Source organism: Mesorhizobium sp. BHbdii, assembly GCF_053848045.1.
Genome location: NZ_JBSPKX010000001.1, coordinates 2,401,350 through 2,426,332, shown reverse-complemented (window position 1 = coordinate 2,426,332; position 24,983 = coordinate 2,401,350). Strand labels below are relative to the sequence as shown.

Sequence of the window (24,983 nt, the reverse complement as noted above, 5' to 3'; positions counted from 1 at the left end):
TCCGCTCCCCTGTCTCAACGGCCCAGGGAGGGGTTCTTTTGGGTCATCAAGCGAGGAAAATCCGGCAATGACTATAATTTCAGCTGTCATCGCCTGCGGTCTGCTTTCAGTCCTTTACGCCATCTGGGCGACACGTTCGGTCCTCGCGGCCGATCAGGGCAATGCACGCATGCAGGAAATTTCCGCGGCCATCCGCGAAGGCGCGCAGGCCTATCTGGCGCGCCAGTACACCACCATCGCCATCGTCGGCGTCGTGGTCCTGCTGCTCGCCTGGTGGCTGCTTTCGATCACCGCCGCCATCGGCTTCCTGATCGGCGCCGTTCTGTCGGGCGCTGCCGGCTTCATCGGCATGCACGTCTCGGTGCGCGCCAATGTCCGCACCGCGCAGGCGGCTTCCAACAGCCTCGCTGCCGGCCTCGAGATCGCCTTCAAGTCGGGCGCCATCACCGGCATGCTGGTCGCTGGCCTGGCCCTGCTCGGCGTCTCGATCTACTACCTGATCCTCACCCAATTCATGGGCCTTCAGCCAAACGACCGTGTCGTCATCGACTCGCTGGTTTCGCTCGGCTTCGGCGCCTCGCTGATCTCGATCTTCGCCCGTCTCGGCGGCGGCATCTTCACCAAGGGCGCCGACGTCGGCGGCGATCTCGTCGGCAAGGTCGAAGCCGGCATTCCGGAAGACGATCCACGCAATCCAGCCACCATCGCCGACAATGTCGGCGACAATGTCGGCGACTGCGCCGGTATGGCCGCCGACCTGTTCGAGACCTATGCGGTGACCGTGGTCGCCACCATGGTCCTCGCCGCCATCTTCTTCGGCGGCACCGCCGTTCTCAGTGCCACGATGCTCTATCCGCTGGCCATCTGCGGCGCCTGCATCCTGACCTCCATCGTCGGCACTTTCTTCGTCAAGCTCGGCTCCAACGGCTCGATCATGGGCGCGCTCTACAAGGGCCTGATCGTCACCGGCCTGCTGTCGATCGTCGGCCTCGGCATCGCCACCTCGGCAACGCTGGGCTGGGGCGAGATCGGAACGGTCGCCGGCATGGCCATCACCGGCACGAACCTGTTCATCTGCGGCCTGATCGGTCTCGCGGTGACCGGCCTCATCGTGGTGATCACCGAATACTATACCGGCACCGGCAAGCGCCCGGTGAACTCCATCGCCCAGGCTTCGGTCACCGGTCACGGCACCAATGTCATCCAGGGTCTTGCGGTCTCGCTGGAATCGACGGCACTTCCGGCGATCGTCATCGTCGGCGGCATCATATCGACCTACCAGCTCGCCGGCCTCTACGGCACCGCGATCGCAGTCACCACGATGCTCGGCCTTGCTGGCATGATCGTTGCGCTCGACGCCTTCGGCCCGGTCACCGACAATGCCGGCGGCATTGCCGAAATGGCCGGCTTGCCCAAGGAAGTGCGCCAGTCCACCGATGCGCTCGACGCCGTCGGCAACACCACCAAGGCGGTGACAAAGGGTTACGCCATCGGTTCGGCCGGTCTCGGCGCGCTGGTGCTGTTTGCGGCCTACTCCAACGACCTGAAGTTCTTTGCCGCCAATAGCGACAAATATCCTTACTTCCAGGGTATGAGCGAAGTCTCTTTCGACCTCTCCAACCCTTACGTCGTCGCCGGCCTGATCTTCGGCGGTCTGATTCCGTATCTGTTCGGCGGCATCGCCATGACCGCCGTCGGCCGTGCGGCGGGCGCCATCGTCCAAGAGGTGCGCAAGCAGTTCCGCGAGGATCCGGGCATCATGGCCGGCACGTCGAAGCCGAACTATGCGCGTGCGGTCGATCTTCTGACCAAGGCGGCGATCCGGGAAATGATCATTCCGTCGCTGCTGCCGGTGCTGGCGCCGTTGGTCGTCTATTTCGGCGTGCTGCTGCTCTCGGGCTCGAAGGCGTCCGCCTTTGCAGCACTTGGTGCCTCGCTGCTCGGCGTCATCGTCAACGGCCTGTTCGTCGCCATCTCGATGACCTCTGGCGGCGGCGCCTGGGACAACGCGAAAAAATCGTTCGAGGACGGCTTCACCGACAAGGACGGCATCAAGCACCTCAAGGGTTCCGAGGCGCACAAATCCTCGGTGACCGGCGACACGGTCGGCGATCCCTACAAGGACACCGCCGGTCCGGCTGTCAACCCGGCGATCAAGATCACCAACATCGTCGCCCTGCTGCTGTTGGCCGTGCTCGCGCACGGCTGAGGCCGCTCGGCCCTTCCGGGCCCGAAATCCAGAACCGAACCCGCGGGAGCTATCCCGCGGGTTCTTCTATTTTGGACGTACAGAGCATCAGGGCATTGATGCCCGTGACGGCTCCAAAGCTCGCGTTCAAGTCGTCTGCGGCCCGCAGCCTGCGATGATGGCTTGCTGTCTCAAAACAAAAACCCGCAGGATCGCTCCCGCGGGTTTTCGGTCGCCTGAGATGTTGCTGCTTCAGGGAAGCAAAAGGAAGGGATGAGAAGCCGATTCTGTCGGGATGGATCAGGTGCCGCCGAGCGAGCTGCCGCCGCCGCCAGGGAGGCCGGGCGCCAGCTTGCTGGCGCCGTTGATGATCTGACTGAGGAAGTTCTGGTCCTTGCCGCCGGTCGGCGTGGTCCTTGAGATGAAGTCGAACACCTTGCCGTCCTTCAGGCCGTAATTGGCGATCTGGGTAACGCGCCCGTCCTCGCCGAAATAGACCGCCAGCACCTTCTGGTCGACCAGCCTCGGCTTGTCGAAGGCGACGTAACGCTTGCGCGTCTGCGAGATGTAGTAGAAGGCCTCGTTGTCGAAAGTCGCCTTCGTCGACGGGGTGCCGAGCGCCAGAAGCACCTGTTCGCGGCTCGAGCCGACCGGCACCAGGTCGATCGCCTGCTGGTCGATCACGTAGCCCTGCGTCAGCGTCTCGCTCGGATTGAGATCGCCAATCATTTTCGACGAGTTGCAGGCGGACAGCGCCGATGCAACCACCAGCAGCGAGACCGCGCGGGTGGACCTGGACAAAGCGGACCTGGACAGAAAAGTCGACTTGAATTTCAGCGCGCGCAACTACAACTCCATTAGCTGGCCGCAACTTGCGCTGGGCCGCAAAACCGGTAAACCAGCTTGGTCGCCGATGCAACAAGGCCAATTCAAACAAACGGTCCCCAGGAGACCACCCTCAATGTTCCAGCGCCTTTTTGGTCGCGAACGTCACGCCAACCGCGCTATCACCGAGGCGCTTTACGCACAAATCGTGGCAGCGGCGCGGCAAACCGTGTTTTATTCCGACTGGAATATACCGGACACGCCGCTTGGCCGCTTCGAGATGCTGTCGCTGCACATGTTCCTGTTTCAGCACCGGCTGCGCGGCGAGGGCGGTGTCGCCGGAGAGGTCGCGCAGGTGCTGATCGACGAATTCTTCATGGATGTCGAGCATTCGCTGCGGGAACTGGGCATCGGCGACGTCGGCGTGCCGAAGCGCATGAAGAAACTGGCGAAGATGTTCTATGGTCGCACCGCCGCCTATGACGATGCGCTGGAACGAAACGACCATAATGCACTCATCGCCGCCCTTGCCCGCAATATCAGGCCCGATGCCGCCACCTGGCCGCAAGCAACGCAATTGGCCGGCTACGTCGCCGACGTCTCCAGGCGACTCGCAGAACAGCCGACCGAATCGATTGTTTCCGGCACGGTGGCATTCCCCATGGCCAAGACTATCTAAGGAAAAGATGAAACACGCCGATTCCCAGAGCCCCGATCACCAGAGCCCCGTGTCCTTCGTGGCCAATGTCGCCAAGCTGCCGCAAAAGGGACTGCCGGTGGTGATCGAGGCCGACGCCGCGCAGCGCGCCGCGCTGGCGGGCGAGCACGAGTTGCTCTCGGTCGAGAACTACCGCGCCGAACTGCTGGTGGCGCCATGGAAGCGCAACGGCGTCAAGGTCAGCGGCCGCGTCGAGGCCGATATCACCCAAGCCTGCGTCGTCACCCTCGACCCGGTCGAGGCGCATATCGACGAGGCGGTCGACGCACTGTTTCTGCCGGAGCAGTCCAAGCTCGGGCGGCAGGGTTTCGAGGGCGGCGGCGAGATAATGCTCGATGCCGAAGGGCCGGACAGCCCGGAAACATTTTCCGGCAATACGATCGATGTCGGGGCGCTCGCCGAACAGTTCTTTGGGTTGGCGATCGATCCCTATCCGCGCAAGCAAGGCGTTTCAATGGAGGCTGCCGACGATGCCGGGACTGCGGAAAGCCAATTCCAGCAAAAGCTGCGTTCCCTGCTGGGAAAATCCTGAAAACCCGACCCAATCGGAGAAAGCCGGTTGTGCGGCAGCCCAAAAACGCTATTTTCGCCGAACCTTCGCGAGCCCCCAAAACCGTTGCCAGCGCCAGGCGCTCGCTCAAGCAAACTGTGAGATGAACACCGCGTGATCAGGATTTCCATCGATGCCATGGGTGGCGATCACGGACCAAGCGTGGTCATCCCGGCGCTCATGACGGTCGCGACCCGGCGTCCCGACATCCGCTTCGTCATCTATGGTCGCGAGGAGGCGGTGCGCCCCGAACTCGCAAAACTCCCCAAGCTGGCGGAAGTGAGCGAGTTCATCCACTGCGACATAGCAGTCAGGATGGACGACAAGCCGAGCCAGGCGCTGCGCCATGGCCGCTGGAAATCGTCGATGTGGAAAGCGGTCGAGGCGGTCAAGGCAGGCACTGCCGACGCCTGCATCTCGGCCGGCAACACCGGCGCGCTGATGGCGATGTCGAGATTCTGCCTTCGCACCATGGCGACCATCGACCGTCCGGCGATCGCGGCGCTCTGGCCGACATTGCGCGGCGAAAGCGTGGTGCTGGACGTCGGCGCCACCATCGGCGCGGATGCGCATCAACTGGTTGATTTCGCCATTTTGGGCACCGGCATGGCGCGCTCGGTGTTCGGCATCGAACGGCCGAGCATCGGTCTGCTCAACGTTGGCGTCGAGGAGATCAAGGGCCAGGAAGAGGTCAAGGAAGCGGGCCGCATGTTGCGCGAGGCCAACATGGCCTCGATGAACTACCATGGTTTCGTCGAGGGCGACGACATCGGCAAGGGCACGGTCGACGTGGTCGTCACCGAAGGATTTGCCGGCAACATCGCGCTGAAGACGGCGGAAGGCACGGTAAGACAGATCGCCGGGTACCTGCGCGCCGCGATGGACCGGACGCTGATGGCCAGGATCGGCTATATATTTGCCAAGGGCGCCTTCGATCGCCTGCGCGAAAAGATGGATGTCGGCCGCTCCAATGGCGGGGTTTTCCTGGGTCTGAACGGCATCGTGGTGAAAAGCCATGGCGGGGCTGATTCGGACGGCTTCGCGGCGGCGATCGAGCTTGGCTACGACATGGTGCGCAACAATCTGCTCGATCGCATCGAAGCCGATCTCGACCTGTTCCATGCGCGCAATCCGCATGCCCAGACTTCCAGGAAATCCGACGTCGTTGCCGACGCAGAGGAATAGGAAAGAGCCTTGATCAGATCAGTCGTGCGCGGCACAGGCGCCGCGCTGCCCCGCCGCATCATGAAGAATGCCGATTTCGAAGGCATGGTCGAGACCTCCGACGAATGGATCGCCCAGCGCACCGGCATCCGCCAACGCCATATCGCGGCCGACGACGAGACCACGGCTTCGCTCGGCGAGGCGGCGGCGCGCGCAGCCCTCGACAATGCCGGCCTGATGCCTGCCGATATCGACCTGATCGTGCTGGCGACGTCGACGCCCAACAACACCTTTCCGGCGACCGCCGTCGACATCCAGAAACGGCTCGGCATGCATCACGGCTTCGCCTTCGATCTGCAGGCAGTGTGCTCGGGCTTCGTCTATGCGGTTACGACAGCCGATCTCTATATCCGCGGCGGTCTGGCCAAACGCGTGCTGGTGATCGGCTCGGAAACCTTCTCGCGCATCCTTGACTGGAGCGACCGCTCGACCTGCGTCCTGTTTGGCGACGGCGCCGGGGCGATGGTGCTGGAGGCAGGAGAGGGGGCGGGCAGCATTGCCGACCACGGCGTGCTGGCGGCCAGCCTGCGCTCCGACGGGGCCCACAAGGACAAGCTGTTCGTCGATGGTGGACCGTCGACCACCGGAACGGTGGGGCATCTCAGGATGGAAGGCCGCGAAGTGTTCAAGCACGCGGTCGGCATGATCACCGACGTCATCGAGGCGACGTTCTCAGCTGCCGGCATCACCGCTGAGGATCTCGACTGGTTCGTGCCGCATCAGGCCAATAAACGGATTATCGACGCTTCAGCCAAAAAGCTCGGGATAGGAGAGCAAAAGGTGGTGGTTACGGTCGATTTGCACGGCAACACCTCGGCGGCTTCCGTGCCGCTGGCTCTGTCGGTGGCGGTCGCCGACGGCCGTATCAAGAAGGGTGATCTGGTGCTGATCGAGGCGATGGGCGGGGGCTTCACCTGGGGCGCGGTTTTGGTTCGCTGGTAAGTGCCGAACTGACAGGTTCGGTCCTTGACCTTGCCGGATCAATTACTTAGGCTCTATCTTTGCTTATATAGAGTTATGTTTTTGAGCGCTGATGGGGACGGTTCGCATGGGGGGAAAGACACTTACGCGCGCCGATCTTGCTGAAGCCGTTTATCGCAAGGTTGGCTTGTCGCGCACTGAATCGGCCGAGCTCGTCGAAGCGGTTCTGGACGAGATTTGCGAAGCTATCGTTCGCGGTGAGACGGTGAAATTGTCGTCGTTCGCGACATTCCATGTCCGCTCCAAAAACGAGCGCATCGGGCGCAATCCGAAAACCGGCGAGGAAGTGCCGATCCTGCCGCGCCGCGTGATGACCTTCAAATCGTCGAATGTGCTGAAGAACCGCATCCTGCGCGCCCACCAGAACAGCAAGGCCAAGGGCAGCAAATAGCGCCTGCGCTTCAAAAGCCCGGTTGAAAACGGTTGCCCCCTTTGACGCCGGGCTTGAATATTGTTTTATAAACCGCTGAAATATGGCCCGATTCGGCAGAACAAGCCGGATCGGAATGACTCTTTGTTGAGCGTGATCTTGGTCGAAAACCGATTCCCACTTTTCGGGATCATGCTCCAGCGTGAGGATTTCGCCCATGGACAAGAGCCCCGATGCTTTCCGCACCATCAGTGAGGTCGCAGAAGATCTCGACCTGCCGCAGCATGTGCTGCGTTTCTGGGAAACGCGTTTCAACCAGATCAAACCGATGAAGCGCGGCGGCGGCCGCCGCTACTACCGGCCGCAGGATGTCGAACTGATCAAGGGCATCCGCCACATGCTCTACGACCAGGGCTATACGATCAAGGGCGTGCAGAAGCTGCTGCGCGAGAACGGCAACCATTTCCTGGTCGCCATCGGCAGTGGCGACATGGCGGCCGTCGAGGCGATCTCGCAACGGCGACAGGCCGATGCGGTGCCGCTGACGCCGGCGGCCCAGCCGCGCGGCGCCGATGACGAGATGCTGGTCGGCGAGCCCAAGGTGAAACCCAGCCGGCGCTTTTTCGGCCTGGGCAAGGCCGACGACGAAGGCCCGGTGCAGCCAGGCACGTCGAAACTCTCGCGCGACAATCGTGCCTTGCTGCAGGAAGCGCTGTTTGACCTGCTGGAATGCAAGCGCCTGCTCGATCAGGTGCGCTAGCGCATGATCCCAAAAATCGGAATCGATTTCGGAAAGGATCATACGCAAAATTAAAGTGCTACAGCGACCTTTGCGCGTCCAATAGGACGCGCGGCGCTGTAGTCCATGTCGCCCAAAGGCATACCCTCAGGCCTGACACGAGGGCGCGCAGCGGTCTGGGATAACGACATGGATAAAAGAACTTAAAGCGGGTCGCATGAACCCCTTCAGACGCGACGCGCTTTAAGGGCCGACCGATTGCGTCAGAAACCGGAACTGCTTCCGAAATCATGCGTTCCTTTTCGCAAAGGAAGGAAGCATATCATGGTATCATTTTCGACCCTCTCCGACATTGACCTTGAAAAGCAGGTCGCAGCCCTCTCCAGGGAACTGGCGGCGCTGAGAAAAGCCGTGTCCAGGCGCGGGAGCGCCTATTACGAGGACGGGCGTGACACCGCCTCTGACTACTATTCGGATCTTGCCGAGCGCTTCAGTGAGGCTCTGCCTGCGATCAGGAGGCATAGCAGAGTGATAGAAAAGACAGCCCGCGATCACCCGGCGACAGCGGCTGCTGTCGGGCTGGTTGTGGTCGGGCTCGTCGCAAGCCTGTTCCTCAGCCGCCAGCAGAAAACGTCGCGAACGAGAACGAGATCGGCACGTTGAGACAAGAAAATGGCGGCGCTGACGGCCGCCATTTTCGTTGATAACAAGTTGATCAACGCGCGAGCTTGAGCTTGTTCTTCGGGCTGACCTGCGCGGTCTGGCTGCATTTACCGTAGACGGTGCCGTTGGAGTCGGTGGCATCCGTGTATGTGCCTTTGCAGTCGAGCTGCAGCACTAGGCAGTGACCCGCGCCCTTACAAACCGCGCCGCCGCCGCTCGGATGCGTGCCGTTGGCGAAGGCCGAGCTCGGAACGGAAATGGAGCCGAAGTCCGAGACAACAATGGCGGCGGCGAGCGAAAGGCGCTTGAAGTTCGAAATATCAGTCATTTGAGCATTTCCTTCTCTGCATCGAGGATCGCCGTCAGGGCGTCCTTCCCGGTTGGCTATCGCCTTATGGCGTCTCATACCGTCTTGGTGCGACCCGGAGAGGAAAGGTTCACGCGTCGGTCAAAAAAAATTCGCAGCCCTGATGCGTTCTGCGTTGCATCAGGCTTCCGCCGTCCTTTCAAAACGGCTGCCGAGCCAGCGACAGCCGGTTAAACAAGGGAGGTCGAACAATTTCGGCGATCGGCCAGTCAAAGAACTCGATCGGAATGGCGGTCCCGTGCCGGTGCCGCCCAGGCCTGCCGGGGTTGCGCCGATCGGTATCACGATGCTGTGACGGCACCTTTGGCGCTTGGCAAATCACTACCGAGAGGGCATTCTCTGCGCCGTCTCAGGCAACATCTTGATTTGATCAAACTCTTTAAATCCACGGAGTTGCCAAATGCCCCAAATAGCAAGAAGCGAAGCTTTTTCCGAACTGTCGGCGACCGAAGCTGCGCCCGACCACAGCGCCCTCAAGGCCATCCGAGAAACCAGGGGATACAGCATGGAAGAGCTGTCTCTGACGTGCGGCCTGGCGATCGATGAAATCGCGGACATCGAGAACGGCAAGAATGCCGATCCGTCGAAGCTTCGGCGAATAGCCTCCGCGCTTCGGCTTCCGGAAAACGCGCTGATCAATACAGCCGTGCTGACGCAATCCGTGGAAAATCAACGACCCGTCTGATAGCTAGCGACGCCAGAGGATCAAGCCAGACAAACGAGTGTAATTCTGGATTTGAAGTTTCTGAATGTTGACGACGTCCAACAGAGCAGGAACTTCAAATCCACCGTGCTGGGCATCGGCGTGACGGCCGCCGAATTCGGTTGACCCGAACCGGGTTATCACGATACATCGCGACCGGTCCGGAGTGTAGCGCAGCCCGGTAGCGCACTTGACTGGGGGTCAAGGGGTCGTCGGTTCGAATCCGGCCACTCCGACCATTTCAAAACTTCGACTTGCCCCCAGAAATCCATCATGCCTTAGCCGCCGGCGCGGTCAGCTCCACCGGCCGCAACTGCCGCTGGTGACGGTATTCCAATGCGATGGCGCCCCAGATCAGGCCGAGCAGCAGATAGACGTGGCGCCAGTGATCTATGTCGATGAAGGTGCCCAGCCCGATATTGCCGACGAAGGCGACATAGGCGCACAGAAGATAGGGCTGCCACGGCCTGTCGCGCAGGAGAATGCGGAAACCGGCCGCTATCGTCCAGCAGGTCAGCGTCAGGAACGACACGAAGCCGAGCCAGCCATAATCCATCAGCATCTTCAGCCAGATGTCGTGCGTGTCCTCGCCGAAAATCGTGCCGAAGACGAGCGGGCCGATGCCGAGCGGATGCTCCAGCGCCATCTGGAAACCGATCGTGTAGCGGGCGAAACGGCCGAGGCGGGCGGTATCGTAGCTCTGTTCCAGCTGGGCACGGCTGGAAAACATCTCCGAGACGCCCGGCAGTTGCAGGATGACGAGCATCGCAATGACCAGCAGCGAGACGGCGGCGATGGTTATGACGGCGACACGCAGCCGGAACTTGCCGCTGGCGCTCTGCAGGAACAGGGCGCCGGTAAGCAGGATCGCCGAAACGCCGAACATGCCCCAGGCGCCGCGCGAGAAGGAGAAGAAAATGCCGGCCGTGATGATCAGCAGCGGCACCGCTAGCAACGGCATGCGTGAGATAGGGCCTGTCAGCAAGAGATAGAGCAGGTAAATGCCGGGCAGCACCAGGAACGGCCCGAACACGTTCGGATCCTGAAAGGCGCCGGTCGCGCGGTCGTATTTGGTGAAGATCTCCGCCCCGGGAAAGGCATGGAAATAGCCTGCTATGCCGAGCAGCGAGGTCAGCACCGCCGACATCACATAGGCCAGGAAGATAACCCGGTAGAGGTTTGGCTGGATCGATGTCACCGAGGCAAAGAACACCGCGGTGAAGGCCAGGAACAGCGACACGGAGAGATAGAGCGGGGTGCCGGCAATATCCGACATCTGGGTCATCGAGATCATGCCGCCGATGTTCATGACCACCAGCAGCACCAGCAGTGGCGCCGCCGCGCGCGATATGCGCAGGCCGAACAAGGCCCACACTGCCATCAGCCCGACCATGTAGAGGTCGTGTGGCGCCGGCTCGGCGATGACGAAGCCGGACAGGAAGGCGCCGAGGAAAACCGCGGTCGACGCAATCAGCGCGATCAGCTTGGCGTTGACTGCAGCCGGCGGCAGCTCATGCGCGACGGCGCTCAATAGGCATTTTCCGTATTGAGCAGCCGGATCGGTGTCAGGAACAGGATTCTCAGATCGAACAGCAGCGACCAGTTCTCGATATAATAGAGGTCGTATTCCGTCCGCATGCGGATCTTCTCGTTGGTGTCCATCTCGCCGCGCCAGCCATTGATCTGGGCCCAACCGGTGACGCCGGGCTTGACCTTGTGGCGTGCGAAATAGCCGTCGACCACCTCATTGTAGAGAAGGTTGTGCGACTGCGCGGCAATGGCATGCGGGCGCGGCCCAACCAGCGACAGCGAACCGAAAAGCGAATTGAAGAACTGCGGCAGCTCGTCGATCGAGGTCTTGCGGATGAAGCGGCCGACGCGGGTGACGCGCGGGTCGTTCTTGGTCACCGTCTGCTTGGCCGTCGGATCCGCCTTGTCTGTGTACATCGAACGGAACTTGTAGACCTCGATGATCTCGTTGTTGAAGCCATGCCGCTTTTGGTGGAACAGCACCGGTCCCTTGCTGTCGAGCTTGATGGCGATCGCGGTCACCAGCATGACTGGCAAGAACACGATGATGCCCACGATCGAGAAGACGATGTCGAAGGCGCGTTTGGCGACCGAATCCCAGTCGTTGATCGGCTTATCGAAGATATCGAGCATCGGCACCGAGCCGATGTAGGAATAGGCGCGCGGCCGAAATTGCAGCGCGTTCGAATGCGCCGAGAGCCGGATATCGACCGGCAGCACCCACAGCTTCTTCAAAAGCTGCAGGACGCGCGATTCGGCGGTCAGCGGCAGCGACACGATCAGCATGTCTATGCGGGCGATGCGGGCGAACTCGATGAGCTCGGAAACGGTGCCGAGCTTCGGATAGCCGGCGACGATGGGTGGCGAGCGCTTGTCGCCGCGGTCGTCGAAGATGCCGCAGATACGAATGTCGTTGTAGGGCTGCTTTTCGACGGAGCGGATCAGGACTTCCGCCGCCGTGCCGCCGCCGACGATGACGGCGCGGCGCTCCATGCGCCCGTCTCGCGCCCAGCGCCGGATCAGCTTCGACATCAGCAGCCTCAGGCCGAAGATCAGCATGAAGCCGACGACGAACCAGGTGCCGAAAAACAGGCGCGAATAGTCTTCCGACATCTTCATGGCGAATGCCGTCAGCGCCATCAAGGCGAAGGTGCCGGCCCAGACCAGCAGGAGACGGCCGAAATTGGCGAGCGGCCGCATCAACGAGGCGACCTGGTAGCAATCGGTGACGTCGAGCAGCACCACTGCGAGGAACGAGGCGGCGGCAATCGTCAGCGGGTATTGCCAGGCGAGATGGCTGAAGAAGCCGACATAGTAGAAATACACGCAGAGGCCCGACAGGAACAGCAGCGCGAATTCGACCATGCGCAAGACGCCGCTGACCATGATCGGCGACATGGTATCGCGCCGGTATTGCGACGCGACCTGACGGGCGACGTCGTTCATCCCGCCAAGGTTATCGCCGCTGGCCGGGCCGTCGAATTTGCGCACCGCGTCTATCGAAAAGCGGCGTGCGGGATTGATCTCGTTCATGGGTGCATCCGCAAAGCTTCCCTCAGGTGAATAGCAAAAGAGAGCTAAGAAACCCTTGAAACAACAGGTGGCTTTAGAGAAGCTCTGGGGTTAGCGCCCTTTAGGGGTTACCGCTTGAGCGCGGCGAAATAGGCCGTCTCGATCGCGGCGGCCATCACGTCGGCGCCGAATCGCGTCTTGAGGTCGGCGCTGTCGGGCATCAAGCTGCCGTAGGCATTGAGGTTGGCCAGCGCCGCGCTCATCTTGTTGCTGAGTTCGCGCGGGTCAGGCCGGATCAGGGCAGGGGAGCCGGCGCCAAAGATTTCCGGGATGCCGCCGACGGCGGTGGCGATCATCGATTTGCCGGCGGCGAGCGTTTCCAGAACGATGTAAGGCATGGCTTCCGCACGCGAGGGAACGATAACCAGTTCGGCCAGCGCGAAGGCTTTGCGCGCCGGCATCGGCGGCAGGAAGCGCGTATGGCCTTCGAGACCGAGGCGCTTCACTTGCGCATGGTAGCGCGGCAGGTCGTCGCCGTCGCCGACCATCACCGCTTTCACCGGGCGGCCGAGCCGCGTTCCGGCAAGGACGAGCGCATCGATGAAGATGTCCGGTCCCTTGAGGTCGCGCATCATGCCGATATAGAGGACATCGGCCGCATTCTGCCCGGTTCGCACCGGCTCGAACTCGGCGGCGCTCAAGCCGTTGTAGACAAGGTTGTTCGGGATGGGCGGTTCGCCGACCTTCCTGTGATATGTCTGCCTTTCATAATCGGAGACAAACAGAAGATAGTCGGTGAAGCGCGCCATGAACCGTTCGAGCGCGAAAAACAGCTTCCCCGTGGCGGTAGTCTCGTCATAGTGAAGAGAGCCGCCGTGAGGCGAATAAAGGCGGGCTACGCGAGACCTTGATACCCGCAACAATGAGCCGAACAGGCGGGCATAGGCGCCACCCTTGGCGCCGTGCCCGTGGAGCACGTCCGGCCGCAATCCCTTGATAAGCCCGAAGGTGCGCCAGGCCGAGGCGAGATCGCCCGGTCCGACATGCCGCTGCATTGGCGTCCGATGGATGCCGAGCGCCATTTTGCCCTTCATTTGTTCGAACAAATGTTCCTCAAAATCGCCACCCGTCGTCGAATCGCAGACGATGCCGACGGCATGCCCGGCGGCGACCTGCGCCTCGGTCAGGTCGCGCACGTGACGAAAAATCCCTCCGACAGGTGAGCGAAAGCAGTGGACGATCCTGAGTGTGTCCGCCACGTGGTCTAGAACAGGCGTTCGCGAACGTAGACCGTGTCGCCGGGCAGGAGTGGGTCGGAGGTGGCCACGCGACCGGTCATGACCTTGCCATTGATGTCGCGGGTGATGTCGACGCTTTCCTGGTTGGCGCGCGGGCTGAAACCGCCGGCGATGGCAATCGCCTTTTGCACGGTCAGGCCGGGAACATAGGAGTACTGGCCCGCGGCACCGACTTCGCCCATGATGAATATCGGCCGGTAGCGGTCTATCTCGACCGAAACGTCCGGATCGCGCAGGTAGCCCTGGCGCAATTTGTCGGCGATCTCGCCTTCGAGTTGCTGTGCGGTGTGGCCGCGCGCCGGTACGGCGCCGACGAGCGGGATGGACAGGTAACCGGATTGGTCGACGCTGTAGACGTTGGTCAATCCTTCCTGCTCGAACACGGTGACGCGGACCCGGTCGCCGGCACCGAGGCGATAAGGCTGGTCGAGCATTTTATGGAAGGCGGCCGGCGCCGGCCGGTAGCTGGAGCAGCCGGCAAGCAACGACACGGCGAGCAGCGCGCGGAAGAGGGAAGCAGTGCTTTTCATGGCCGGACACGTACCTTCGATTGGCCGCTGTTACCGCGGCAAACTCTGGGGATCGAAGTCCGTTATCATCCCGTTAGGGTTAATGGCCGGTAAAGGCGGGCGGTCCGAAGCGGCGGCAACCGACAAAACACGGCCGGTTTTAATGCTTTTGTTGCCGCTTGCGAGCAAAACCTAACAGATACTTACCGCGATATTAACGGCTGAGTTACCATAGTTGTTTACGGTGCATCCTGACCAATGCATGTCGCCCAAAAGTGCGCAGCGGTTTTGGGACAACGACATGCATGAAAACAAGAGCTTAAAGCGGGTCGTATCAATCTGTTCAAACGCGACGTGCTTTAAGTACCGGAGCAGGATGCATGTCCGTTAAATCCGTGGCCGCAGATGTCGACGTCGATCTCAGGCAGCTCTTCGCAAGCCTTGCGAGAAATTGGCTGCGCATTCTTGTCGTGGCGCTGTTGATAACCGGCCTGGCGTTCGCGCTCACCTGGCTCGCCACGCCGCATTACAGGGCCGAAACACGGCTTTTGATCGAGACGCGCGAATCGGTTTACACGCGCCCCGACGGCACCAATGACAACGACAAGCCGATTCTCGACGAGGAAGGCGTGACCAGCCAGGTCGAGGTTGTGTCTTCGACCGACATCCTCAAGCAGGTGGCGCAGAAGCTCAATCTGTCGCGGCTTCCCGAATTCGACGAGACGGCGGACATGCCGATGTTGAGCCGTCTGCTTGTCATCGCCGGCCTGAAAAGCGACCCCAACGAGATTCCGCCTGAACAACGCGTGCTGACGACGATGCGCGAGAAGCTCAACGTCTATCGCGTTGAAAAATCACGGGTTATCGTCATCGAATTCTCTTCGGAAAATCCTAGGCTCGCCGCCGAAATTCCGAACGCCATCGCCGACGCCTACATCTCCGTCCAAGGCAATGCCAACATCGAATCGAATTCCGCCGCAACCGACTGGCTGGCGCCTGAGATCGCCGACCTGTCGAAGCGGGTGAAGGACGCCGAGGCCAAGGTAGCAAGCTACCGCGCCCAGTCCGATCTTTTGATGGGCGGCAACAATTCGGTGCTCGCCACCCAACAGCTTTCCGAACTGTCCAGCGAACTGTCGCGGGTGCGGGCCAATCGCGCATCGGCGGAAGCGACGGCCGACAGCGTGCGCAGGGCGCTGCAGAATGGCGGCTCGCTGGATGCGGTACCAGAGGTGCTGTCTTCCGAACTCATCCAGCGGCTGCGCGAGCGGCAAGTCGAGCTCAAGACCAATATCGCCGACCTTGCCACCTCCTTGCTCGACAATCATCCGCGCATCCGGGCGCTGAGATCGCAGCTTGCCGATCTCGACCGCCAGATCCGCAACGAGGCGGAAAAGATCATGAAAGGGCTGATGACGCAGGCGCAGACGGCCCAGGCCCGCGAAAACCAGCTTGTCGCCGACGTCAACACGCTGAAGGCTGCATCGGCGCGCGCCGGCGACCAGCAGGTCGAACTGGATGCGCTGCAGCGCGAAGCGACCGCCCAGCGGCAGTTGCTCGAATCCTACCTGACCCGTTACCGTGAGGCGTCTTCGCGCAAGGACAGCAACTATCTGCCGGTGGACGCCCGTGTCTTTTCCCGCGCGGTTGCGCCGTCCGAGCCCTATTTCCCGAAGATCCTGCCGATCACCGCTGCGGCCTTCGTCGGCTCATTGCTGCTCATGGCGATCGTGACGCTTCTGCAAGAGCTGTTTTCGGGTCGCGCCATGCGGCCGGCCGCCGGCGCCCGCTTCGATCAGATCGAACAGGTCACAATGCCGGTTGCCCACGAACCGTCCAATCACGAACCGGCCGATATCGAAGACCTCGAGGATCGGACGGCGGAAGCCCAGGCAGAGCCGCAGGCGGCTGGCGCGGCGCCAGCAACTGCCCCGGCAACTGGCGAGGACGTCAAGTCGGCGCGCCCCACCCTTGGCGAGGTCGAAATCGACAAGGCGGTGGAAAAACTGATCACAACCGGGGCGGCGCGCGCCATATTCGTGTCGCCGGAAGGCGACGAAGCGGCCGCCTCGTCGGTGCTAGTGGCGCGTGAGGTCTCCGACGCCGGCCTGCGTGTGCTCCTGCTCGATCTCACCGCCTCGGGCGCCGCCTCACGGCCGATGCTGGACAGCGGGCTGTTCCCGGGCATTACCAATCTGCTCGCCTCCGAAGCGCAGTTCAGCGACGTGATCCACCCCGATCTCTATTCGGACTGCCACGTCATTCCCGTCGGCACTGCCGATCCGGTCCGCGCCATGCGCGCCGCCGACCGGCTGCCGATCATCATGCAGTCACTCACCACCGCCTACGATCTGGTCGTGGTCGAATGCGGACCCGCCGACGCGCAAGGCATCGACCGCCTTGTCGGCGAGGGCACCGAGGTCTTCCTGTCGCTGCTGGAGCCGAACGACGAGGTGGCGCAGGCCGCAGTCGAGCTGATCGAGAGCGGCTATCCCGACCTGACGCTGGTGACGCCGGTCGGCTATGAAACGCCAGGGACGCCGGTACCCGGACGACGCTCCGCCGCCTGAGACGGGTTCGATAATTCTGCTCAAACGCTCCGGAAATCTCGGCAGCGGTCAGCTGTCGTCTTCGCCCGCGGCACGTGCTGCCTGTCCGGCCGTCTTGCGGCGCAGCATCTTGGTCAGCTTCCAGATCGTCGGGCTGTTCTTGACGAAGGTTTTCAGGCGCGCGCCTTGCCGCAGGACAAGCACCAGCGCGCGGCCCTTCATCGTCAGCGGAATCAGGACCTCGAAATGCTGGGTCTCGATATCGCACCACAGTCGCTTGTAGGGTTCGTCGCCGACCGAGAAATCATAGACTTCGAATCCCCTCGCGCAGGCTTCCTCGATGTTGTCGAAGAACAGGAAGTCGCCGGGGCTGGCATGGGCGAGGTCGTCGTCGGCGATCGCTCCGAACTCGCAGATCAAGCGTTTTCCCGAGCGGCTCGATCCGGTGACGGCGCGAAGCTTGCCGGCGACTTCGAGCCCATGCAACACGAAGGACGGCTTGTCGTCGGAAAGCGCTTCGACGAACAACGCGCTGAAGAAAGCACGAACCTCCGGCTCACCGAAGACGTTGGCGATGCCCATCTTGCGGAAGCGGAACTCCTTCATCTCGAAAAACGCGTCAAGCAGTCTGTTCGCCTCGTCCGCTGTCTGGGCCTCGATGCGGCGGTGGCTACCGACGGCTTCTAACTTGCGCGCCTGCGAGCGGTGCCTCTTACGCCGGCGCTTGCCGCTCGCGCGGGATAGCAGTGCATCAAAGCCTCCCGCCAAGTCGACGGCCAGCGACAAGTTGGGGCTGGGAAAATGCGCAAGCGAGGCAAGCGGATTGGCAACGCCGTCGAGATCGGGCAGCAGCCGTTCCAGTGCGACGAGGTCGATGTCCGGCCGCGCCCTGGCGACCGCCGCCAGCATCGACCGGATTGCCGCGCCATCCGCCCTGGTCAGCCAATCCGGGTCGGCGGCGGCGAAATTGCCGTTGGCATGGCGGCCGCCCATGAAACGGGCGACGCGGAACGGACCGCGGCTGGTGACTTCCAGCGCCAACGAAAAAGCCGGCCTGCCTTCAGCGTTCAGCGTCGCCAAAACAGTATCCGCTTCGGCATATCTGGCCCAGTTCAGGATCCAGGCCGGGCTCTGCGCCGGCGCGAACAGCGCCGAACGGCAGAACTCGGCATAGGCCGCAAGTGCCGCACCGTCGGCGACCGAGACCGACAGGCCGGCATGATCCGCAGGCAACGCGCGCGGCGTCGCCTCCATTGCTTCGAGCCGATTGCCGTCAAATGACGCGGTGGCGTCAACCATACCTCAATCCTTTAGGGCGTATTCACCGCGATTGGGGCCCGCATAGGCGCATTCCGTGCTTGGATGAGCCTAGGCGCAAAAGGTGAATGAATGATCGACGGGGGCGAGGCAATCCGGAAACTGGCGCTCAACGTCGTCCGTTATACCGGTCTTGCCCCGCTGGCCAAGCCGTTCGTCGGCGGCATCGGCGCCATCCTGATGCTGCATCGGGTCACCGCCACGCCGGAAAAGCCTGATGGCGTCAACCGGCATCTCAACATCGCGCCTGAGTTCCTCGACGCCGTGATCGCCGACATGAAGGCGCACGGCTATACGTTCGTCACGCTGGACGAGGCGATAGAGCGCATCAAGGCCGGCGGCAAGGGTGGCCAGTTCGCGGCGATCACCGCCGACGACGCCTACCGCGACAACATGACCGAGGCGCTGCCGGTGCTGGAAAAGCACGGCGCGCCGGTCACCATCTATGTCGCGCCAGGGCTGATAAACGGCGCCGCCGATCTGTGGTGGGAGGTGGTCGAGGACATCGTCAGCGCGCGGGACCGGTTGATTCTGACAACACCGAACGGTCCGGTGACGATCGACTGCTCGACCCCGGGCAGGAAACTTCAGGCCTTCGCGCGCCTGCACGACTATTTGACGCTGGACGTCCGCGAGGACGACCAGCGCGCGGTGCTGCGCGAATTGACGCGGTCGAACGGTATCGAGTTGGGCGCGCGCCAGAGCATGTTGATGAACTGGGACGAGATCCGCGCCATTGCAGGGCATTCGCTGGTGACGATCGGCGCGCACACCGTAAATCATCGCAATCTGAAGCGGCTTTCCGAAGCCGATGCGCGGCACGAGGTCGACGACGTCAGGCGCATATTGCAGGCCGAACTCGGCGAGGCGCCGCGCCATTTCGCCTATCCCTATGGCTATGCCAGTGCCGTTGGCGACCGCGAAGTCGGCTTTGCCCGCGACGCCGGCTATGCCTCGGCGGTGACGACACGCCACGGCGTGCTGCGCGCCGAACATGCCGGTTTCCTGCAAGCGCTGCCGCGCATTTCGGTCAACGGTCGCTATCAGAGCGTTGCCCATATCCGCACGATGCTGTCGGGTGTGACGACGCCGCTGGCCAATGCCGGCAAGATGGTCGTCACCATCTAGTGGTGAAAGTCCGGCAAGAACCGACGTCTTGAGGACCATCCCTGATGGGAGGGTCAAGGGAACGTCGTGACCCGAAGGCGACATTTTTCTGGACCGTCGGTAGGTCTCGTCAGGGTGGAAACCGGAAGTTCGACGCGGACCCAACAGAGAACTCGCCGGCTGTTCACAGCTGCTCTACGCGCTCAGTCCTCGGACAACCCGGCCAGAGAACTATCCTTCCAGAAGCGACGCGGGATCAAGGGACGTCGCCTGGCCGGACGTGACGCGCAGGAGAGGGCATCTTTGCAAACGCGACGATCACTCCGGCACGCCGGCAATACCCAGCGCCTCGACGTAGCGCTCGGCGAACACCTTGTCCCGCCATGGGTTGATCTGCCTCTGCAGGGCGAGCGTGTAGGTCGGGAACGCTTCCATCAGCCGCCGCGCCGCCGCCTGCGCTTCGTCCGGCCGATTGAGTTTGACCAGCGCCATGATCACCACCCGGTGCGAGGAGCCGTAATTCGGCATCTCGCGCAGCGCTCGTTCTCCCCAAGCCAGCGCTTCCTCGTAGCGTTCGAGCATCAGGTAGCTCATCCCGATGCCGGAGAGCGCGATGCCCTTCTCGGGGTCGACCGGGCTCAGCCGCATTGCCCTGTGGAAGTGCTCGATCGCGACGAGGGGGCGGCCGGAATGGGCGTTCACCCAGCCGCTGCCCGTATAGCCCTGCGCCGAATTGGGATTGAGCAGCAGGGACCGTTCGATCGTGTCCAGCGCCGTCTCGTAATCCTTGGCGCTGTAGGCGATCACCTGCGCGGCGAAACGCAAGCTTGTCGGGTCGTCTCGCGCGTCCGCCAGCACCTCGCGGGCCATGCGCACGGCGACGCGGATATCGTCGGGCTCGTGCCAGCACTGACTCACGGACAGGCTGCGGATATAGGCACCGAGTGCCTTCGCCAGGGTGAAACCTGGGTCGATGCTGAGCGCCTCGTTGGTGAGCCGGCGCACGTCGGCGAAGCCTTCGCGCGTCATGCTGTAGAAGCGCGGCAGCGCACGAAGGTAGAGGTCGTAGGCACCGATGTAGTCGGTCGGCTTCATGCGCGCTTGCTTGATCTCCTCCAGCCGGATGCTCGGCTCGGCCGCACCGACGACGCTCTCGGTCACCTTGTCCTGTAGGTCGAAGATGTCGCTCACGTCGCCCTCGAAGCGGTCGGCCCAGACATGGTGTCCGCTGATCGCGTCCACCAGCTGCCCGCTGATACGCACCCGCGATCCTGCTCTGCGGATGCTACCTTCGAGCACGTAGCGGACGCCCAGCTCACGCCCGACCTGGCGCAGGTCCACCGCTCGGCCCTTGTAGGTGAAGGACGAGTTGCGGGCGATCACGAAGAAGGAGTTCACCCGGCTCAATCCCGTGATGATGTCCTCCACCAGTCCGTCGGCGAAGTATTCCTGGTCGGGATCGCCGCTCATGTTGGTGAAAGGCAGAACCGCGATCGAGGGTTTCGCGGGCAGGGGAGGCAGTGCAGCCCCCGAGGCGCTGGCGTCGGTCTCGACGCGGTAGGCGCGCACAGGCCGCTCGATGTTCTTGAGGCGCAGGTCGCCGAGCAGTGTGAAGCCGCCGTCGAGCTTGCCCTGAAGGTGGTCGTAGGCGGTGCCCGAGACGACCACGGTGCCGGGATCGGCGATGCTTTCGAGGCGGGCGGCGATGTTGACCCCGTCGCCGTAGAGGTCGCCGTCCTCCTCGCAGACCACGTCGCCGAGATTGACGCCGATGCGGAAGCGAATCCGCTCTTCCTCGGGCGTCTCCGCCTCGTGTTCTGCCAGGGCCTGCTGGATCGCCATCGCCGAGGTCACCGCGTTGACGACGCTCGCGAACTCGCACAGCATCCCGTCGCCGGTGAGCTTGACGATCCGACCCTGGTGCTCGGAGACCAGCGGTTCGAGGAGGTCCTTGCGGTATGTCTTCAGCCGCTCGAGCGTGCCGCGCTCGTCGCGCTCCATCAGGCGCGAATAGCCGACCACGTCGCAAGCCAGGATCGCTGCGAGGCGGCGCTGCGCGGTCATTGCACCGCCCGGCCAGGCGCGTGCACGCGGGCTGCCTCGCGCCCATGCCCCGCCAACTTCCAGACGCTCAACGTGCATGGCATCCATCTCTCCCAGCCGCCGCCCGTCGCCGATTCAGAACGGAGAACGCAGCTTGACCTTGCCTTCACGAGATTTCGCTATCCCGCTTGCGAGGCGTGGAGCGATCCAGTCGCCGCGCTAACAGCCAACCGGCGACACGCCCACGCAGCCTCTGGGGACGCTGACCCGCACTCCCAGAAGGCCGGAGATATTTCCTGCTCTGTGTAACCGGTTGACGCCACCGTGGCGGTGCTTTTGTCACCGCGATGTAACAGCGAGATGCCCTATGAACGCCCGCATCGGGCATCACACCAGACGTTCGCTTAGAGGTGCTGAGGTCGGCAAGAGGCGCTATCTGCGCGTTCCGATGGGCGACACGGAAGGCAGAAGACCACCCTGAGTTGCCCTACACGTCGGGTAGCAAGCGTCAGGCTTGTCACCATCTAGCGGCGGCAAGCGAGCGTCAATTCTTCGGCCGCGGCGGCTCCAGGATCAGCCACTTGATGATGCCCATAGCCGGCAGCACCCACAGCATGCCGCTCAGCAGGAAGAACAGAAAATGCGCCCACGGTCCCGATTCTGCCAGTTGGGCAACCGCCACGATCGATGCGACCAGTGCGTAGACGATGACCAGCGCCACCAGCAGGAAGGTTCCGATCAGCTTTTTCAGGCGAATGGGCATTTCGCGATCCCGTTGATCTCTATCGCTTAGGCCCAACAAAAGAGACACGCAACCCGCAAGAAGCGGCGCGACGGCGTGCCGCGCTGTCCGGTCTTGCCAGCGGGGTTGCGATGGTTCACCAATCCGCGACTGCAACCTGCCGGGACAAGCCTATGGCTGCCATCTCAGCTGCCGCGCCTTTCGTGGCTCGCGACCGCGACCTGCACAACCGGGCGCTGGTGCGCGGCTGGCTCTACGCCGTTCTTCTGGTGCTGTTTGTCCTGGTGCTGGTCGGCGGCGCCACCAGGCTCACCGAATCCGGCCTGTCGATCACCGAATGGAAGCCGATCCACGGCATCATCCCGCCGCTCAACGACGCCGAATGGCAGGAGGAATTCCAGCGCTATCAGCAGATCCCGCAATATGCCGAGCTCAACAAGGGCATGAGCATCGAAGCGTTCAAATCGATCTTCTGGTGGGAATGGGTGCACCGGATCCTGGCGCGCGGTGTCGGCGTGGTTTTCGCCGTGCCGCTGGTGTTTTTCTGGGCGACGCGCCGCATCGAACGCGGCCTTGGGCCGAAACTATCAGGCATTCTTCTTCTCGGCGGCTTGCAGGGCGCGATCGGCTGGTGGATGGTGGCGTCCGGATTGGTCGACCGGGTCTCCGTCAGCCAATACCGGCTGGCAACGCATCTGACGCTGGCCGCGCTGATCTTCACCGCGACCATGGTGGTGGCGCGCGGGCTCGCGCCTCATTCCGAACCGGCCGCCGACCGTTCGACGCAGCGTCTGGCCGGCTTTCTGGTACTGCTGGCGCTGATCCAGATCTATCTCGGCGGGCTGGTCGCCGGCCTCGATGCCGGCCTGAGTTACAACACCTGGCCGTTGATGGACGGCAAGCTCATCCCCGGCGATCTGATGATCCTCGAGCCGGCATGGCGCAACTTCTTCGAGAGCCCGAAGACGGTTCAGTTCATCCACCGGCTCGGCGCCTACGCGATCTTCGCCGCAGCACTTTGGCACATGATCGCGACACACCGCCGCCAGCCAGGCACGACGCATGCGCACCGCGCGACGTTGTTGTTTCTGCTGGTGCTGGCGCAGGCGTTGATCGGCATCGGTACGCTGCTGATGCAGGTGCCGCTGCACATGGCGCTGACGCATCAGGCATTCGCGCTTGTCCTGCTAGGGTTTGCCGCAGCGCATTGGCGCGGCACCAAAGGCGCTTATCCGCTGCCCAACCAGATCGCCGTCAGGGGCTGAGCCGCACCGTCCTGATCGCCGTGGCAATGGACAACTCGCGGCTTTCCTCGATCGCGTTGCCGTCCTCATGATGCCACGATGCCGACAGGCAGCCATAGGCGATGGCATGATCCAGGATGGCTGGGGGCGTTTGGCCGAGTGTTACGGCAAAGATCTCAGCCATGTGGGCAATCCGCCGGGGATCGCTGCAAAGGTCGTCGCGGTCGAGCGGGTTGTAGAACATGTTCGCCGCATCGAAGCCGGGATCGCCGAGAACGCCCTTCGGGTCGATCGCCAGCCAGCCGCGCGGTCCCTGCATGATATTGTCGTGATGCAGGTCGCCATGCAGCGGCAGCACGTCGACAGGATCGGCCAACAGCCGTTCCGCGGTCGCAGCGGCTTCGACGTAGAGGCTTTTTTCGCCGGCGTCGCGATCGATCTTCGCCTTCTTGAACAGACTGGAAAACCGTACCCGCAGCGGCTGCAGATCCGGTGGGGCAGGGTGGTCAGATGGCGAGAACAGGCTTGCCATCACCTCGGCCGCGATTGCTGTGGCGGCATTGTCTCCCTGCTCCGCGAGAACCTGCGACAGCATCCTGTCACCGGCATATTCGAGCAGCATGCAGTGGCCGTCGCTGCCGAGCAGCTGCACTGCGCCTTCGCCACGCCGCCAGGCGAGAAAATGCTCGCCGCGCAACTCGTCTTCGACATCGTCGAAGGGTTTGAGAGCCTTGACGATCGCCGGCGCGCCATCCGCGCGAACAACCTTCCAGATGCGGCTGCTGAACGTCTCGGCAATCAGTTCTGGCGCGCTGACCTTCCAGCGTTCTGGAAATGTCGGAGCGTCCATTCAGGGCTTGAGGCCGATCATCAGATCCATGTTCTGCACGGCAGCACCCGAGGCGCCCTTGCCGAGGTTGTCGTAGACGGCGAGCAGCAGCGCCTGGGCCCTGTCGTCATTGGCGAAGACATAGAGCTTCATCCGGTTGGTTCCGTTGTAGATTTCGGGGTCGATCTCCGGCACGCGTTCAAGATGCGCGTAGGACGCCACCTCGACCACGCCGCCATCTATCGCGGCGAAATGGTCGGCAATCGCCGCATGAAGCTCGGCGCCGGTCGGTACATAGTCGAGGCCGCCGAGCTGCAACGGTACCACGGTGATCATGCCTTGCGCGAAATTGCCGACCGCCGGCTGCATGATCGGGTCATGCGACAGCTTCGCATAGGTCCTGAGCTCCGGCACATGCTTGTGCTGCAGGGTGAGCCCGTAGGGCAGGAATTCCGAGGCATTCTCGCCCTTGGCGACATAGTCCTCGATCATCGGCCGGCCGCCGCCCGAATAGCCCGAAATGCCATTGACGGTGACCGGAAAATCCGGCGGCAACAGCCCGGCTGCCACCAGCGGCCTGAGCGTCGCGATCGGGCCTTGCGGCCAGCAGCCCGGATTGGCGACGCGCTTCGCCGAAGCGATTTTCCGCGCCTGATCCTTGTCCATTTCGGCGAAGCCATATTCCCAACCTTCGGCGACGCGATGCGCGGTCGAGGCGTCGATAACCCTTGTGGTGTCGTTGGTGATCAGCGAAACGCTTTCTTTTGCGGCTGCATCCGGCAGGCACAGGATCGCGACATCGGCGGCGTTGAGGAACTCGGCTCTAGCTGCCGGTTCCTTGCGGCGCTCGGTCGGGATGGAGATGATCTCCAGGTCGCCGCGTTCGGCAAGCAGCGCCCTGATCTGCAGACCGGTGGTGCCGTGCTCGCCGTCGATGAAGATTTTCGGTTTCATTGCCTGCCTGAATTCCCTGAT

23 protein-coding genes and 1 tRNA gene are annotated in these 24,983 nt (G+C 62.6%); 13 read left to right on the top strand and 11 right to left on the bottom strand.

Annotation, left to right across the window (positions count from 1 at the left end; all coding sequences use genetic code 11):
• Positions 1 to 67: 67 nt before the first annotated feature.
• Positions 68 to 2,209: a sodium-translocating pyrophosphatase gene (locus ACWTU8_RS11835; protein ID WP_455838128.1), complete on the top strand. Its 2,142-nt coding sequence runs from the start codon at positions 68 to 70 to the stop codon at positions 2,207 to 2,209.
• Positions 2,210 to 2,488: 279 nt separating this feature from the next.
• Here the strand turns inward: ACWTU8_RS11835 and ACWTU8_RS11830 are convergent, their stop codons facing one another.
• The gene (locus ACWTU8_RS11830; RefSeq protein ID WP_455848206.1) at positions 2,489 to 3,034 is read right to left on the bottom strand and encodes an outer membrane protein assembly factor BamE; all 546 of its coding nucleotides are present in this window, start codon (positions 3,032 to 3,034) and stop codon (positions 2,489 to 2,491) included.
• Positions 3,035 to 3,149: 115 nt separating this feature from the next.
• On the opposite strand from ACWTU8_RS11830, the gene ACWTU8_RS11825 reads away from it, so the two are divergent.
• The 7 genes from ACWTU8_RS11825 (at position 3,150) to ACWTU8_RS11795 (ending at position 8,258) form a co-directional block, all read left to right on the top strand.
• The gene (locus tag ACWTU8_RS11825; RefSeq protein ID WP_455848441.1) at positions 3,150 to 3,692 is read left to right on the top strand and encodes a ubiquinol-cytochrome C chaperone family protein; all 543 of its coding nucleotides are present in this window, start codon (positions 3,150 to 3,152) and stop codon (positions 3,690 to 3,692) included.
• Positions 3,693 to 3,699: 7 nt separating this feature from the next.
• Complete coding sequence (locus ACWTU8_RS11820; protein ID WP_455848205.1) at positions 3,700 to 4,263, top strand: YceD family protein; 564 nt, start codon at positions 3,700 to 3,702, stop codon at positions 4,261 to 4,263.
• Between the two features lie 132 nt (positions 4,264 to 4,395).
• Positions 4,396 to 5,466, top strand: a complete 1,071-nt coding sequence (plsX, locus tag ACWTU8_RS11815; protein ID WP_029353422.1) for a phosphate acyltransferase PlsX — start codon at positions 4,396 to 4,398, stop codon at positions 5,464 to 5,466.
• Between the two features lie 9 nt (positions 5,467 to 5,475).
• Positions 5,476 to 6,447 carry a beta-ketoacyl-ACP synthase III gene (locus ACWTU8_RS11810; RefSeq protein WP_455848204.1) on the top strand — a complete coding sequence of 324 codons (972 nt, stop codon included), beginning with the start codon at positions 5,476 to 5,478 and terminating at the stop codon, positions 6,445 to 6,447.
• Positions 6,448 to 6,553: 106 nt separating this feature from the next.
• Positions 6,554 to 6,877: an integration host factor subunit alpha gene (locus tag ACWTU8_RS11805; RefSeq protein ID WP_095485783.1), complete on the top strand. Its 324-nt coding sequence runs from the start codon at positions 6,554 to 6,556 to the stop codon at positions 6,875 to 6,877.
• A 196-nt stretch (positions 6,878 to 7,073) separates the two neighbouring features.
• Positions 7,074 to 7,616: a MerR family transcriptional regulator gene (locus ACWTU8_RS11800; RefSeq protein WP_455848203.1), complete on the top strand. Its 543-nt coding sequence runs from the start codon at positions 7,074 to 7,076 to the stop codon at positions 7,614 to 7,616.
• A 303-nt stretch (positions 7,617 to 7,919) separates the two neighbouring features.
• Positions 7,920 to 8,258 (top strand): hypothetical protein, encoded by a 339-nt coding sequence (locus ACWTU8_RS11795; RefSeq protein WP_455848202.1) that lies wholly within the window; start codon positions 7,920 to 7,922, stop codon positions 8,256 to 8,258.
• 52 nt (positions 8,259 to 8,310) lie between these two features.
• Here ACWTU8_RS11795 and ACWTU8_RS11790 read toward each other — a convergent pair whose 3' ends face one another.
• A complete protein-coding gene (locus tag ACWTU8_RS11790; protein WP_455848201.1) occupies positions 8,311 to 8,586 on the bottom strand; it encodes a hypothetical protein in 276 nt (91 codons plus the stop codon).
• Between the two features lie 439 nt (positions 8,587 to 9,025).
• Here ACWTU8_RS11790 and ACWTU8_RS11785 point away from each other — a divergent pair, with 439 nt between their 5' ends.
• Both ACWTU8_RS11785 and ACWTU8_RS11780 read left to right on the top strand, forming a co-directional pair.
• Positions 9,026 to 9,310 carry a helix-turn-helix domain-containing protein gene (locus tag ACWTU8_RS11785; RefSeq protein WP_455848200.1) on the top strand — a complete coding sequence of 95 codons (285 nt, stop codon included), beginning with the start codon at positions 9,026 to 9,028 and terminating at the stop codon, positions 9,308 to 9,310.
• A gap of 180 nt (positions 9,311 to 9,490) precedes the next feature.
• Positions 9,491 to 9,567: transfer RNA gene (locus tag ACWTU8_RS11780), tRNA-Pro, on the top strand.
• A 32-nt stretch (positions 9,568 to 9,599) separates the two neighbouring features.
• Here the strand turns inward: ACWTU8_RS11780 and ACWTU8_RS11775 are convergent.
• The 4 genes from ACWTU8_RS11775 to ACWTU8_RS11760 form a co-directional block, all read right to left on the bottom strand.
• On the bottom strand, positions 9,600 to 10,859 hold the full coding sequence (locus tag ACWTU8_RS11775; protein WP_455848199.1) for an O-antigen ligase family protein: 1,260 nt from the start codon (positions 10,857 to 10,859) through the stop codon (positions 9,600 to 9,602).
• Positions 10,856 to 12,391 (bottom strand): undecaprenyl-phosphate glucose phosphotransferase, encoded by a 1,536-nt coding sequence (locus ACWTU8_RS11770; protein WP_455848198.1) that lies wholly within the window; start codon positions 12,389 to 12,391, stop codon positions 10,856 to 10,858. Before ACWTU8_RS11770 ends, ACWTU8_RS11775 begins: the two co-directional genes overlap by 4 nt.
• Positions 12,392 to 12,498: 107 nt before the next feature.
• Positions 12,499 to 13,629 (bottom strand): glycosyltransferase family 4 protein, encoded by a 1,131-nt coding sequence (locus tag ACWTU8_RS11765; protein WP_455848197.1) that lies wholly within the window; start codon positions 13,627 to 13,629, stop codon positions 12,499 to 12,501.
• A gap of 5 nt (positions 13,630 to 13,634) precedes the next feature.
• A complete protein-coding gene (locus tag ACWTU8_RS11760) occupies positions 13,635 to 14,198 on the bottom strand; it encodes a polysaccharide biosynthesis/export family protein (protein WP_029353441.1) in 564 nt (187 codons plus the stop codon).
• A gap of 359 nt (positions 14,199 to 14,557) precedes the next feature.
• On the opposite strand from ACWTU8_RS11760, the gene ACWTU8_RS11755 reads away from it, so the two are divergent.
• The gene (locus ACWTU8_RS11755; protein ID WP_455848196.1) at positions 14,558 to 16,747 is read left to right on the top strand and encodes a GumC family protein; all 2,190 of its coding nucleotides are present in this window, start codon (positions 14,558 to 14,560) and stop codon (positions 16,745 to 16,747) included.
• 48 nt (positions 16,748 to 16,795) lie between these two features.
• On the opposite strand, the gene ACWTU8_RS11750 is transcribed toward ACWTU8_RS11755, so the two are convergent.
• A complete protein-coding gene (locus ACWTU8_RS11750) occupies positions 16,796 to 18,025 on the bottom strand; it encodes a GNAT family N-acetyltransferase (protein ID WP_455848195.1) in 1,230 nt (409 codons plus the stop codon).
• Between the two features lie 90 nt (positions 18,026 to 18,115).
• Here ACWTU8_RS11750 and ACWTU8_RS11745 point away from each other — a divergent pair, with 90 nt between their 5' ends.
• Entirely contained in the window at positions 18,116 to 19,171 is a 1,056-nt protein-coding gene (locus ACWTU8_RS11745) for a polysaccharide deacetylase family protein (RefSeq protein ID WP_455848194.1), read from the top strand.
• Between the two features lie 297 nt (positions 19,172 to 19,468).
• Here the strand turns inward: ACWTU8_RS11745 and ACWTU8_RS11740 are convergent, their stop codons facing one another.
• Complete coding sequence (locus tag ACWTU8_RS11740; protein ID WP_455848193.1) at positions 19,469 to 21,214, bottom strand: adenylate/guanylate cyclase domain-containing protein; 1,746 nt, start codon at positions 21,212 to 21,214, stop codon at positions 19,469 to 19,471.
• 523 nt (positions 21,215 to 21,737) lie between these two features.
• Positions 21,738 to 21,956 (bottom strand): DUF2842 domain-containing protein, encoded by a 219-nt coding sequence (locus ACWTU8_RS11735; protein WP_029353452.1) that lies wholly within the window; start codon positions 21,954 to 21,956, stop codon positions 21,738 to 21,740.
• A gap of 152 nt (positions 21,957 to 22,108) precedes the next feature.
• On the opposite strand from ACWTU8_RS11735, the gene ACWTU8_RS11730 reads away from it, so the two are divergent.
• Positions 22,109 to 23,200 carry a COX15/CtaA family protein gene (locus tag ACWTU8_RS11730; RefSeq protein WP_455848192.1) on the top strand — a complete coding sequence of 364 codons (1,092 nt, stop codon included), beginning with the start codon at positions 22,109 to 22,111 and terminating at the stop codon, positions 23,198 to 23,200.
• On the opposite strand, the gene ACWTU8_RS11725 is transcribed toward ACWTU8_RS11730, so the two are convergent.
• Positions 23,190 to 24,029, bottom strand: coding sequence for an aminoglycoside phosphotransferase family protein (locus ACWTU8_RS11725; protein ID WP_455848191.1), 840 nt, complete (start codon positions 24,027 to 24,029; stop codon positions 23,190 to 23,192). The genes ACWTU8_RS11730 and ACWTU8_RS11725 overlap by 11 nt on opposite strands.
• On the bottom strand, positions 24,030 to 24,962 hold the full coding sequence (argC, locus tag ACWTU8_RS11720; protein WP_455848190.1) for an N-acetyl-gamma-glutamyl-phosphate reductase: 933 nt from the start codon (positions 24,960 to 24,962) through the stop codon (positions 24,030 to 24,032).
• Positions 24,963 to 24,983 lie beyond the last annotated feature (21 nt).

What these genes read in the sequence shown, in the direction of transcription:
- ACWTU8_RS11770 (WP_455848198.1), bottom strand. Translation starts at nt 12,391, where the DNA reads ATGAACGAGATCAATCCCGCACGCCGCTTTTCGATAGACGCGGTGCGC.
- ACWTU8_RS11785 (WP_455848200.1), top strand. Translation starts at nt 9,026, where the DNA reads ATGCCCCAAATAGCAAGAAGCGAAGCTTTTTCCGAACTGTCGGCGACC.
- ACWTU8_RS11750 (WP_455848195.1), bottom strand. Translation starts at nt 18,025, where the DNA reads ATGGTTGACGCCACCGCGTCATTTGACGGCAATCGGCTCGAAGCAATG.
- ACWTU8_RS11805 (WP_095485783.1), top strand. Translation starts at nt 6,554, where the DNA reads ATGGGGGGAAAGACACTTACGCGCGCCGATCTTGCTGAAGCCGTTTAT.
- ACWTU8_RS11825 (WP_455848441.1), top strand. Translation starts at nt 3,150, where the DNA reads ATGTTCCAGCGCCTTTTTGGTCGCGAACGTCACGCCAACCGCGCTATC.
- ACWTU8_RS11740 (WP_455848193.1), bottom strand. Translation starts at nt 21,214, where the DNA reads ATGACCGCGCAGCGCCGCCTCGCAGCGATCCTGGCTTGCGACGTGGTC.
- ACWTU8_RS11745 (WP_455848194.1), top strand. Translation starts at nt 18,116, where the DNA reads ATGATCGACGGGGGCGAGGCAATCCGGAAACTGGCGCTCAACGTCGTC.
- argC (WP_455848190.1), bottom strand. Translation starts at nt 24,962, where the DNA reads ATGAAACCGAAAATCTTCATCGACGGCGAGCACGGCACCACCGGTCTG.
- ACWTU8_RS11795 (WP_455848202.1), top strand. Translation starts at nt 7,920, where the DNA reads ATGGTATCATTTTCGACCCTCTCCGACATTGACCTTGAAAAGCAGGTC.
- ACWTU8_RS11835 (WP_455838128.1), top strand. Translation starts at nt 68, where the DNA reads ATGACTATAATTTCAGCTGTCATCGCCTGCGGTCTGCTTTCAGTCCTT.
- ACWTU8_RS11730 (WP_455848192.1), top strand. Translation starts at nt 22,109, where the DNA reads ATGGCTGCCATCTCAGCTGCCGCGCCTTTCGTGGCTCGCGACCGCGAC.
- ACWTU8_RS11735 (WP_029353452.1), bottom strand. Translation starts at nt 21,956, where the DNA reads ATGCCCATTCGCCTGAAAAAGCTGATCGGAACCTTCCTGCTGGTGGCG.
- ACWTU8_RS11755 (WP_455848196.1), top strand. Translation starts at nt 14,558, where the DNA reads ATGTCCGTTAAATCCGTGGCCGCAGATGTCGACGTCGATCTCAGGCAG.
- ACWTU8_RS11760 (WP_029353441.1), bottom strand. Translation starts at nt 14,198, where the DNA reads ATGAAAAGCACTGCTTCCCTCTTCCGCGCGCTGCTCGCCGTGTCGTTG.
- ACWTU8_RS11800 (WP_455848203.1), top strand. Translation starts at nt 7,074, where the DNA reads ATGGACAAGAGCCCCGATGCTTTCCGCACCATCAGTGAGGTCGCAGAA.
- ACWTU8_RS11725 (WP_455848191.1), bottom strand. Translation starts at nt 24,029, where the DNA reads ATGGACGCTCCGACATTTCCAGAACGCTGGAAGGTCAGCGCGCCAGAA.
- ACWTU8_RS11820 (WP_455848205.1), top strand. Translation starts at nt 3,700, where the DNA reads ATGAAACACGCCGATTCCCAGAGCCCCGATCACCAGAGCCCCGTGTCC.
- ACWTU8_RS11790 (WP_455848201.1), bottom strand. Translation starts at nt 8,586, where the DNA reads ATGACTGATATTTCGAACTTCAAGCGCCTTTCGCTCGCCGCCGCCATT.